7 protein-coding genes and 1 pseudogene are annotated in these 9,632 nt (G+C 70.1%); 4 read left to right on the top strand and 4 right to left on the bottom strand.

Annotated features, from left to right (window positions below):
* The first annotated feature begins 634 nt into the window (after nucleotides 1-634).
* The 3 genes from AB0873_RS28765 to AB0873_RS28755 all read left to right on the top strand — a co-directional run bounded on the left by AB0873_RS28765 (nucleotide 635) and on the right by AB0873_RS28755 (nucleotide 2,586).
* Nucleotides 635-928 (top strand): helix-turn-helix domain-containing protein, encoded by a 294-nt coding sequence (locus AB0873_RS28765; protein WP_366603605.1) that lies wholly within the window; start codon nucleotides 635-637, stop codon nucleotides 926-928.
* A gap of 501 nt (nucleotides 929-1,429) precedes the next feature.
* Nucleotides 1,430-2,488: a hypothetical protein gene (locus AB0873_RS28760; protein WP_366603603.1), complete on the top strand. Its 1,059-nt coding sequence runs from the start codon at nucleotides 1,430-1,432 to the stop codon at nucleotides 2,486-2,488.
* Nucleotides 2,398-2,586, top strand: coding sequence for a hypothetical protein (locus tag AB0873_RS28755; RefSeq protein ID WP_366603607.1), 189 nt, complete (start codon nucleotides 2,398-2,400; stop codon nucleotides 2,584-2,586). The genes AB0873_RS28760 and AB0873_RS28755 overlap by 91 nt, the downstream gene beginning before the upstream one ends.
* Before the next feature lie 342 nt (nucleotides 2,587-2,928).
* Here AB0873_RS28755 and AB0873_RS28750 read toward each other — a convergent pair whose 3' ends face one another.
* Genes AB0873_RS28750 through AB0873_RS28740 form a run of 3 tightly spaced genes read right to left on the bottom strand, consistent with a single transcriptional unit; the run spans nucleotide 2,929 to nucleotide 6,034 of the window.
* A complete protein-coding gene (locus AB0873_RS28750) occupies nucleotides 2,929-3,606 on the bottom strand; it encodes a GPP34 family phosphoprotein (protein WP_366603602.1) in 678 nt (225 codons plus the stop codon).
* Complete coding sequence (locus AB0873_RS28745; RefSeq protein WP_366603600.1) at nucleotides 3,603-4,631, bottom strand: acetamidase/formamidase family protein; 1,029 nt, start codon at nucleotides 4,629-4,631, stop codon at nucleotides 3,603-3,605. The genes AB0873_RS28750 and AB0873_RS28745 overlap by 4 nt, the downstream gene beginning before the upstream one ends.
* Nucleotides 4,628-6,034 (bottom strand): APC family permease, encoded by a 1,407-nt coding sequence (locus AB0873_RS28740; protein WP_366603598.1) that lies wholly within the window; start codon nucleotides 6,032-6,034, stop codon nucleotides 4,628-4,630. Before AB0873_RS28740 ends, AB0873_RS28745 begins: the two co-directional genes overlap by 4 nt.
* A gap of 1,003 nt (nucleotides 6,035-7,037) precedes the next feature.
* Between AB0873_RS28740 and AB0873_RS28735 the strand changes: the two are divergent.
* Nucleotides 7,038-8,226, top strand: a pseudogene (locus AB0873_RS28735) (prolyl oligopeptidase family serine peptidase).
* On the opposite strand, the gene AB0873_RS28730 reads toward AB0873_RS28735, so the two are convergent.
* Nucleotides 8,199-9,584, bottom strand: coding sequence for a helix-turn-helix transcriptional regulator (locus tag AB0873_RS28730; protein ID WP_366603597.1), 1,386 nt, complete (start codon nucleotides 9,582-9,584; stop codon nucleotides 8,199-8,201). The pseudogene AB0873_RS28735 and the gene AB0873_RS28730 sit on opposite strands and share 28 nt — an antisense overlap.
* Nucleotides 9,585-9,632 lie beyond the last annotated feature (48 nt).

Below are 9,632 nucleotides of genomic sequence, written 5' to 3'. Positions count from 1 at the left end.
TCATCAGGTGGTGGCCGGTTTACGTCTCCATGACACGCCGAGTCCACACAGGATCAGCGCCCCACACGGGCGCCGAGGTTAAAGAACAAGCTGAGTGCCTGTTCGGTTATTGCCGCTGCGCCGTGACACGTTGGCACCGCGGCCGAGCCGTCGGCGGACACGCTGTCGGAGCACCGTGAACCGCCACACCACCCGATGTGTCATCGACTTCTGCCACTGTCCGTGGGTTGGCGCCGAGGCGGTGGCGCATCCGTGTGGTATCGGCGCTGGCCCGGGCGAGCGGTTGGCCGGGCGGCCCTGTGAGCCCCTGTGGGTGGCGGTGAGTCAGGCAGGCGTTCGCCAGAGCACACAGGCGCCGGTTTACAGATGTCAGCGCCCCGACCGGCGCGGCGCGGAGCCGACATCGACATGAGCGAGCACCGACGCAAGCGCCGCGTGAGTCGTACCGGCCGGCCGTGCTGGATGTCGCCGGGCCAGATCGAGCACCCATCGGATCTGCTCCTGCGATCCGGCGGTGAGGGCTGAGCCCGTCTCCGGGCATCCAGCTTCACTGCCGTGCGCCACGGGCCTGACCTGTACGCCTGTACCCACCGCCGAGGAGATGACCATGAGATCGTCCAGACGCAATCGAACCGTGCCACCGCGGTCCGTGGAAGGGTCGGCTGCCGGTGAGCGGGAGCCGACGTGGACGGCCGAGCGGATCCGCGGCCTGGGCGCCAGCACCGACCTGGCCACCGCCGCGGTGGTGCTCGGCATGTCCCGCTCCGCCGCCTACAAGCTGATCCGCCGCGACGCGTTCCCCGTGCCGCACTTCCGCGTCGGCGCCCACTACCGGATACCGACGGCGCCGCTGCTCGCCGCCCTGCACCTGGGTGACCCCGTCACCACGCCGGAGCGCGCCGCCGGCGCCACGAGCGCGCCACCGTAGGCGCCTTCCGCGCCAGCGGGGGCCCATCCCGTTCAACCCTCACGCCGCGCCAACGCGCGCGGCCCTGCTCCAGCCCAGACCTGCCGCCGGGACCGTCGTACGACGGTCCCGGCGACTTGATCGTGTCCGCGGATCACGCGTGGATGTCGATCGACGAAACCGATGCACCCCACCTGATCGAGGAGCACCACCTGCCATGCCTGACGGAAGCATCTTCAAACGCTGCGGCTGCCGCCACCCCGGCACCGGCAAGCCCTTTGGAAACGACTGTCCCAAGCTACGCCGCCCCAACCGCGCCTGGAGTTCCGAGCACGGCGACTGGGCCTACCAACTCGAACTCCCACCCACCGCCGACGGCCGACGCCGCCAACTACGCCGCGCCGGCCTACCCAACCGCCAAGCGGCCTGCGACGAACTCGACCAGGCCCGGGAACTACTCGCCCTCGCCTCCCGCGGGACCGGCGCCGCCGCACCAACATCGCCGACCTGCTCCAGGCCGCGGTGCGGGCCAAGCGGCCCCTGCCCGACGTCGACCGCCTCCGGCAGCGGCTGCGCGGTGACGGACCCCTGGCGGACATGCCAACCCTCGCCGACTACCTCACCGGCTGGCTGGGCCACCTCAACGTCGACGCGAACACCATCGGCGGCTATGAGTCGATCGCGCGCGTGCACCTCATCCCGCACCTCGGCGAGATTCCGCTGGACAAGCTGCGTACCAGCCACGTCCGTGACATGTTCGCCGCGATCGGACGCCGCAACGACGAGATCCTCGCGGCGAGAACCAACTCCGACCCCGCGGTGCGCCAGTCGGTCGCCGGGGTGCGGCCCACCGGCCCCGCGCGGCGTCAGCGCATCCGCGCCTGCCTGCGCAAGGCCATCAACGACGCCCTCGCCGACGAACTCATCGTCGGCTCCAACCCGGCCACGCTGGTCAAGACCCCGAGCGACCGGCCGCTGCCGATCGTGTGGGAGGACGAACGCGTCCAGCGCTGGAAGGACACCGGAAAGGTCCCCGGACCGGTGATGGTGTGGACCGACGCCCAGGTCGTCGACTTCCTCGATTACGCCGCTCAACATGCCCCCGACCTGCACCCGATGTGGCACTACATGGCCTACCGCGGGCCCCGCCGCGGCGAGGCCTGCGGACTGCGGGACAGCGAGGTCCGCCTGCACCGACGGGAGACCACCATCAACAACCAGATCGCCACCCACGGCTACACCCCCGTGCAGAAACCCCCGAAGAGCAGAGCCGGCAACCGCGACGTTGCCCTCGACACCGACACCGTCAAGGTCCTCACCGCCTACAAAGCCCGCCGCGCCCAGTGGCAACTCGCCGCCGGCCCGGCGTGGCCCGACACCGGCCTGTTCTTCGTCCGCCCCGACGGGCAGCCCTGGCACCCCAACGCCGTCACCCAACGCTTCCGCCGGCTCGTCCGCAAAGCCGGCTACCGCCGATCCGCCTGCACGACCTGCGCCACAGCGCCGCCACCATCGCCCTCGACGCCGGCGTCGACATCAAGGTCCTCGCCGACCAACTCGGCCACTCCACCACCACCCTGACCCGCGACACCTACCAGAGCGTCACCAAACAGCTGCACCGGGACGCCGCCGACGCCGTCGCGAAGAAGATCAACCAGAGGCGCCGCAAGGCGGGGTGAAACTTGCCCCCACCGGAGCGGCAGAGGACGGCCGCGTACGGCCGGGCCGGTCCCGGTCGAGGGCGCGCAGCTGGGCGGCGGTCAGTGGCGCGGGGATCTCACACGGTGCGGTACTCGTTCGGGCAGGCGAAGTGACTGCCAGCGGCTGCTCTCCGACGCGGGGGTGTGAGTGGCGGCCCAAGCGGGCACGAGGGCGGCAGCGGCGAGCAGGCCCAGCACGGACAGCGCGGCAGCGATTCTGACGGCGGGCCGCCGACGCCAGCGGGCCGGCAGATCCGTGGGCGTCGATGGTGGGTGAGGTGGCTGGATCACGGTCGATGGTTCCGGAAGTCTGTGGTGGGGTCAGCGGTAGGCGGCGGTGGCGAGGTCACCGACGGCGGCCTCGACGGCGGCGGTGATGTCGCGTACGGGTCGGTGGTGCTGCTCGGCGATCGCCCGCAGTTGTCTGCTGACGGCGTTGGTGTCGTCGAGGCACAGGTGGGTGGCCAGGCCGAGAACGGCGACGAGGCCGGCGAGGGCGGCGGTGTGGTTGTCGGGCGGTTCGCGTCCGGCGGCGAGGTAGCGCAACCTGGATCGGGCCACGACGGCCCATTTGGTGTCGGTGGCGAGGTAGACCTCGGTGCGGGCGAGCCCGCCGAGGCGGCGCCGGCTGGTGCGGTGCAGGATCCCGCCGGCGTGCAGGCCGGCGCGGGTGCGTTCGTACAGGTCGTCGGCGAACCATGTCAGCCATCCCCGCAGCGTCGGGGCAGGGTTGGCGTAGCGGACCGAGGTGATGGCGGTGTCGGCGATGAGGTCGCCGACAGGCCGGTCAAGGCGCAGCCACAGCCGTCGCCCGCCCGGGCGGGCGTCCTCGTTGTCATCGAGGGCGATCCGCCCGGCCAGGAACAGGTCGGTCAGGACCGCGCCGGCCATGCCGAGCGCGAGGGCCTGGCGGTGGATGTGGGGTTGGCCGGTGTCGTCGTTGTGGCCGAGCAGGAACAACTCGTCCCGCAACGGCAGCTGAGGAATCGACGCGGTCATCGCGGCGGATCCTCCCGCAGCCCGGCCACATGCTGCCGCAGCCGGGCGTGCACCCCCGTGTAGGCGGCGGTCGGGTCCGGGAGCAGCGCCTTGTCCACGGCGGCCAGGACCGTGTAGTTCGGATCGCACACGTTGCCGATCGGCGCCCTGCCGGCCTGCGACACCAACTGGTAGGCGTCCAGGGTCTCCAGGCCGGTGAGCGTGCTGGTCCAGCCGACCAGGTCGCGGTGGGCGATCCGGTAGGCGTCCTCCAGGGGCCGGGCGCAGCCGACCGACATGATTTCCCGGTCGGTCTCCAGGCGGGGCCACACCGTCGGAGTGCCCTTGATGACCTCGATGGCCAGGGTGGTGGTCGTGGCGATTTCCACCCCGACGCCGCAGGCCTCGCCTTCGCCTTGGCGGGCGTGTCCGTCGCCGAGGGCGAGCATCGCCCCGTGCACGTTCACCCGCAGGTAGAGGGTGGTGCCGGCGCGCAGCTGCGGGGTGTCCAGGTTCCCGCCGTGCATGTCGGGGACGATCGTGGAGCGGGCCTCGAACCCGCCGGGAGCGACCCCGATGGTGCCGATCATCGGGTCCAGCGGCAGGTCGACGTAGTGGTCGCCGGCTGTGGCGTGGAAGCGGACCGTGCTGGCCTGCCGGTCGATGTCGTACATCCACACCCGCTCTTCCAGCGGGGGCTGCAGGGTGGCGGTGTGGGACGTACCGGTCAGCGCTCCGAAGTGCGGGAAGGTCGAGGAGACGCCCCAGCCGCGGGCGGGGGTGACGGCGGCGAGGTGGACCGCGAGGGTGTCGCCGGGTTCGGCGTCCTCGACGAAGAAGGGTCCGGACACCGGGTTCAGGTACGGCATCCGGCATACCTGCGACGGCAGGTCCGCCGGGCCGCGGACGAGGCCGCCGAAGCAGTCCTCGGTGTGCACCTGCAGGATGTCGCCGGAGCGGACGTGGGCCACTGGCATCCGGCCACCAAAGGTGTAGGCCAGCTCGTCGCGGGCGGGACGGTAGGTGATCGTGTCCATGGCGGTCACACCCGTTCCACGTGGCGGGCCTGCGGCTGCGCGGGCGCCAGACCCGACAGCGCGGGCTGGCGGCCGGTCAGGTACAGGCCGGCGAGAACGACCATGCCGATGGCGAGCCAGGCCAGGCCGAGGCGCTGCGCGGCGATGTTGGCGTTGATCACCACGTAGGCGAGGATGCCGAACCCGATCCCGGGCATGACCAGGTGCGCCCACCAGTTGCCGCTACCTTCACGGATGAGGTGGTGCACCACCACCGAGACGTGCAGGACCAGGAACGCGACCATCGCCCCGAAGTTGATCAGCGACGACAGCAGCGTGATCCCGTCGACGCGGGTGGCCATGTACAGGCCGAGCACCACCGACACGGCGCCGGTGAGCAGGGTCGCGTCGATCGGCACGTTGCGGCGGATCGACACCTTCGCCAAGAAGGCAGGCAGTTGCCGGTCCCGGGCCATCGCATACAGCAGCCGCGAGGTGGCGACCTGCGCGACCATCGAGTTCGGCAGGCCCCACGCGATCGCCGTCGCCACCGCGCACAGGGTCGCCAACCAACCCCCGCCGGCCACGGCCGCGGCGTCGTAGAAGGCGGTCCCGTTCACGTCGCCCTCCGTCAGGAGGGTGCCGGGGTCCGGGACGAGCATCGCGGCCAGCCACGTCTGGGCGATGAACAGCACGCCGGCCAGGATGAGCACGGCGGCCATGGCCCGGCCGATCTGCCGGGAACCGCCCTTGGTCTCCTCGGCCAGCATGCTGATCCCGTCGAAGCCCAGGAAGGACAACACCGCGATCGACACCGCGCCCGCCACGAGGGACCAGGTGAACGTGTCCGAGTTGTAGAACGCCTCCCAACCGAACCGGCCCCTGCCCGAGGCAAGAGCCCAACCGGCGACAGCGAGGAAGACCGCCAGGACGATCAACTCACCGACGAGCATCACCCGCGTGACCATCGCGGTCATCCGGATGCCGACCGAGTTGACGACCGTGTTGACCGCGACGAACCCGAGCAACCACAACCACACCGGCACCACCGGCACGGTGGAGTGCATCGCCACCGACGCCACCAGATACAGCAGACCCGGCACGAGCACGTAGTCGAGCAGGATCACCCAACCGGCCAGGAAACCGACCGGCGCGCTGATGCCCCGCCCGGCGTAGTTGTAGACGCTCCCCGACATCGGGAACGCCTTCACCATCTGCGCGTACGAGAACGCGGTGAACACCAACGCCACCACACCAACCGCGTACGCCAGAGCCACCATCCCGCCCGAGCCGGCGTAGACGCTGCCGAAAATCGCCATCGGCGCGATCGGCACCATATAGACCAGCCCGTACGCCACAAGGTCGCGGAAGCGCAGCTTTCGGGCCAACTCCTGGCGATAGCCGTAGCGCGCCAATTCCTCCTGTAGCTGCATCAGACCCTTCCATTGACATCGTTATCGAGGGACGGAACATTCATTGCCACGCCACCCGTGAATGGCCTTACCATTCCGAATGGTGGCCCGACTCGAATGGCTTGGTCGATACCGTCGATGCGGACAAGAACTGTTGTCCGCATCGACATGCCTCAGCGAGAGCGAACGGGCCGCCGGGCAGTTTGGGAGGGGACATCCAGCGGCAGGGGCAAGGCGCTCGGGCGTAGAGTCGGCCACGTCTGAGCACTCGCGCCGGCCCGAAGGACCGAAACTTTCGCTGGCCTTGCCGTTGCCCCGGCGACCGGTTGACGTGCCCGCCGTCGTCCGACCGCTGGAAGTTGTTTGAGGAGGACCCGTGAGGCTGGCAGACGGGATCGCTGAAGTGTCGGTGAACGACGCCGTCCGCGCCTCGGTCAGCTATGACCAACTGCGTACCGGTGATGACGGCCTGTACTGGTTGGAGACTCGCCCCGACGCCGACGGACGTGCGACGGTGACACGGTGGCGGCCCGGTGAGGGCAAGCGTGATGTCAGTCCGAAGGGCTTCGATGTCGCCAGCGGCGTTCACACGTACGGGGGCGGGTCGTTCGCTGTCGTCGAGGGGACGATGTGGTGCGTCGGCGAAGATGGCCTCTACCGGAGCCGTCGTCACGGCGATGAACTCGAATTGGTCAGCCATGGTTCCTTCGGCGACCTGACCATCGGCGACAGCGAGTTGCTGGCCGTGCGGGAGTCGGAGCAGGGCGACGAACTCGTCGCGGTGTCGCTCACCGGTGCTCCGCCGATGCGAACTCTCGCCTCGTCCCGGGGGTTCCTCGGTGCGCCTCGGCCGGGTCCGGGTTGGTTGGCCTGGACCGCGTGGAGTGAGCGCGATATGCCTTGGGATGCGTGTGAGGTGTGGGTTGCCTCCTACTCGCCGGGTGGTTCGGTCGAGAGCACGGTGAGACTGGCCGGCGGTCCGGATGAGTCTGCGGTGGAGCCGCGGTGGGGACCCGACGGGGCGTTGTATTTCGTGTCGGACCGCAGTGGCTGGTGGAATCTCTACCGGTGGGACGGCCACCGGGTGGAGGCGGTGGCGCCGATCGCGGGTGAGTGCGCCGCGGAGCCATGGGAGCTGGGTTACGCGTCGTACGGTTTCCTCGACGACGGTCGGCTCGTTGTGGCGGTGCAGGAGGGGCCGCGACACCGCCTTGTCGTCATTGATCCCGACGGCACTGTTCGCCCGGTCGACCTCCCGTACACGTCGATCAAGCCGTACCTGGCCGTTCGAGGGACGACGGTGACGTTGATCGGATCGTCACCGACCGCGGCCCCGCAGGTCGCGCTGATCGACCTGGATGGCGCCGATCCGCAGGTGGAGGTGCTTGCCAGGTCGGAGCACGCCGCACTCGACGGGGCGTGCGTTTCGACGCCGACGCAGCTGCGCGTTCGAGTGGCGAGCGATCGGGAGGTGCTTGCCCTGGTGTACCCGCCGACGGGCTCGGCGGCGGACTGGCGGGCACCGGTGATCGTCCGGGCCCATCCAGGGCCTACCGCCTCCTGCCTGCTGCGCTTGGACTGGCAGGCGCAGTTCTTCACCAGTCGCGGGTTCGCCGTCGTTGATGTCGACTACCTGGGTAGCACCGGGTATGGCCGGGTGTTCCGGGAATCGCTGTACGGTCGGTGGGGACTGGACGACGTCGATGACTGCGCGGCGGTGGCGGTGCACCTGCTGTCGACGGGGCGGGCGGTGCCGGGGCAGGTGTTCATCCGTGGTGCCAGCGCCGGCGGATACACCGCGTTGCACGCGGTGGCGCAGGACGGCCCGTTCGCCGCTGCCACCGCCGTGTCGGCGATCGTGGATCCTGACCGGTGGGCGGAGACGGTGCCCCGGTTCCAGCGGGCGCACGCGATACGGCTGCAAGGTGGTGCCGGCCGGGTCCATGCCGCCGCTGTCCAGCGGCCGGTGCTGCTCATTCATGGCACCGCCGACGAGGTGGCCGTGGTCGAGGATGTCCGCGAGCTCGCCGACGAGTTGGCGTCTCTCGGTATGGCGCCCGAGGTGTTGCTCCTTCCTGAGGTCGGCCACTATGTGGCGTCGTCCCGTCGAGCGGGCGCGGCGCTGGAGGCGGAGCTGGCTCACTACCGCTCCGTGATGGCTGATGCGGCCAACGACCAACGGGGGTTACACAGCGGCCAGCGGTAGTCGGTGACGCACGTACTCGCCGAATTCGCGGACCTCCGGCTCGCACCGGTAGGGCTCGAGGTCGGCCTGTACCTCGACGAGGCGCTGCAGGCAGCGGTGTGAGGTGGTTCGTGCGGCGTAGTCGACTGCCTCGCGGGCGGTGGCGCACGCTTCGTCGATGCGGCCGGCGGCGGCCAGCGACGAGGCCAGGAGCGCGGTGTCGATGGCGAGTCGCCGGACGTGGGTGGGGCTCAGCGCGGTGAGGGCGTTGCCCAGGTGCCGTTGGGTGTGCTGCGGTCGGCCGAGGTCGTGGAAGCAGTGGGCGATCTCGTCGGCGAGGTACGCCGCGTCGAAGTACCGGATCCACACCGGCTCGTCCTCGGGCTTGCTGCGGGCCAGTTGCCTCTCCGCGATGTCGAGGTGGGTCAGGCAGTCGCCTTCGCGTCCAAGGCGGGCGTGCGTGCGCGCCACCACCGCATGCAGCGCGGCTGCCACAGCGGGCGTCGCCTGGGTCTCGCTTCCTCTCACCGCCGTCAGCGCCATCCTGCGTGCCGGCTCGGGGTGCCCGCAGTGCAGCGCGAGGTGGCCGATGTTCACGGCGAGCAGGTAGCTGCCGTACAGGCGGTCGTCGACGGCTTCCGTCAGACGCAGAGCGCGAAGGTAGCGGCGCTGGGCGAGGCCATGGGCGCCGGTGTCGACCGCCTGGTACCCGCAGAGCTCGAAGAATCCCGCCGCCAACGTGTAGAGACGGCGGCCGACAGCCTCGGAGACGGGGGTGTTCGCCAGCAGCCGGTTCAGTTCACCCTCGACGTAGCGCTGCACTTGGGCGTGGACTCGTCCGGCGCCGTGGGTGTGGTCCAACTGCCGGAACATCGCCAGCGCGGTCTCCGCTGAGTGAAGATCCTCTTCGTCAACCTGGTCAGGCGAGCCGGGTTGTCCGGCCGCGGGCGGCCGGGGTCCCGCCGCAGCGTTCAGCCAGTCAAGGGCGGCGCGATCGAGGACACCGGGTTGGAACGGAACCCGAGCGATCATCTCGGCCAACCCCGACGTTTCTGCCAGGCGATCGGACAGCACGCTGCTGAGGCCGACGCCGGCTGGTGAGGTGGTGGTGGGCTTGCCGTCGCTGGTCCGGTTTTTGTCGAGCAGCGGTAGCAGGCGCATCAGGGCGCCCCCGGTCGCCAGCGCCTTGTCGCAGGCCTCGACGAACTCGCGGGAGGGGAACCGGTCGGCCGTCTCCACACGACGCACGAGATCGGCACTGAAACGGATCATGATGCCGAGCCGCGCCTGCGAGAGGTTGGCGCGTTCGCGCAGCCGGCGCAGTTCGGCGCCGAAGAAGTGGCGCTCGGACAGGGATGGCTGGAGCGTCCGCGGGGTCTGGCCCATGACACCGCCTTTCGGGCTGCTCGCCGCCGGCGGCATTGAGCAGCGTGG

Origin of the sequence: Micromonospora sp. NPDC047707 (assembly GCF_040704235.1) — a bacterium.
In the GTDB taxonomy this organism is placed as follows: domain Bacteria; phylum Actinomycetota; class Actinomycetes; order Mycobacteriales; family Micromonosporaceae; genus Micromonospora.
This window is presented reverse-complemented; position numbering and strand designations above follow the sequence as displayed.

Bases quoted from the DNA above. Each gene is read 5' to 3' on its own strand.
- AB0873_RS28730 (WP_366603597.1), bottom strand. From the start codon at position 9,584: ATGGGCCAGACCCCGCGGACGCTCCAGCCATCCCTGTCCGAGCGCCAC.
- AB0873_RS28740 (WP_366603598.1), bottom strand. From the start codon at position 6,034: ATGCAGCTACAGGAGGAATTGGCGCGCTACGGCTATCGCCAGGAGTTG.
- AB0873_RS28750 (WP_366603602.1), bottom strand. From the start codon at position 3,606: ATGACCGCGTCGATTCCTCAGCTGCCGTTGCGGGACGAGTTGTTCCTG.